Consider the following 736-nt stretch of genomic DNA (forward strand, 5'->3'; position numbering starts at 1 on the left):
TGCCGCGTGGCGCGCTCCGCCGCTCTTGCGTTTTGGGCGGTCGCAGTTCACTTGACCGACCTGCCGCGCAGGGTCTCGACCCACTCGATGATCCTTGTGGCCGACAAGGCCGGCGGTACCTCGACCGTGTCAAGAACGAGGTGCGGGTGCTGGGCGAGGAGCTCAGCGGCCACGTCGTAACCGTCGGCAGAGGTCATCTGCCATTCGATCTCCATCTGTCTCACGTTGTCGTCCGACCACTCGACGTCCCTCTTCGATGCCTTGTGCAGTAATCGCTCCTCGGTGCGGTTTCGAGCCAGCCGGGTATCAAGGTCGGCTCGTAGCTCGACGAAGGCGACGCTCTCGAAGATGCCGATGTAGGACGTCATCTCCGCTAGATCGTCCTGGGAGTCGAGCGCCCAGACAACGGAGAAGATCAGGTCGACGCCATGCCCGGCGGCTTCCTCCAGAACGCGACGTCGGAACTCTGTGTTGAGGATGTTGAAGGGCGGGGTGCCGTGACCGAAGGTCTCCAAGAGCGGTTCGATCGTCATGTGGTTGTGGAACAAGCGAAAGGAGCTGTTCTTGGCGATTGCGCGGCCTATCGTCATCTTGCCGACAGCCGGGGGCCCGAACAGCACGAGAAGCATGTGCCACAGCATGACACCCAGCTAGCGGACCCCGTCAGCGGTGGTCGCCCCTTGAGGGCTTCCACGTCCGCGGCGCGCTACGCCACCGCGATCTCAGGCTGCGGACT

Annotated in this window: 1 protein-coding gene; it reads right to left on the minus strand. The window is 63.3% G+C overall.

Annotation, left to right across the window (positions count from 1 at the left end):
- Positions 1–47: 47 nt before the first annotated feature.
- Positions 48–629, minus strand: a complete 582-nt coding sequence (locus D4B81_RS17870) for an AAA family ATPase (protein ID WP_122263991.1) — start codon at positions 627–629, stop codon at positions 48–50.
- Positions 630–736: the final 107 nt, after the last annotated feature.

Source organism: Ornithinimicrobium cerasi (genome assembly GCF_003702705.1).
GTDB classification, from domain to species: Bacteria; Actinomycetota; Actinomycetes; order Actinomycetales; family Dermatophilaceae; genus Ornithinicoccus; species Ornithinicoccus cerasi.

Bases quoted from the DNA above. Each gene is read 5' to 3' on its own strand.
- D4B81_RS17870 (WP_122263991.1), bottom strand. From the start codon at position 629: ATGCTTCTCGTGCTGTTCGGGCCCCCGGCTGTCGGCAAGATGACGATA.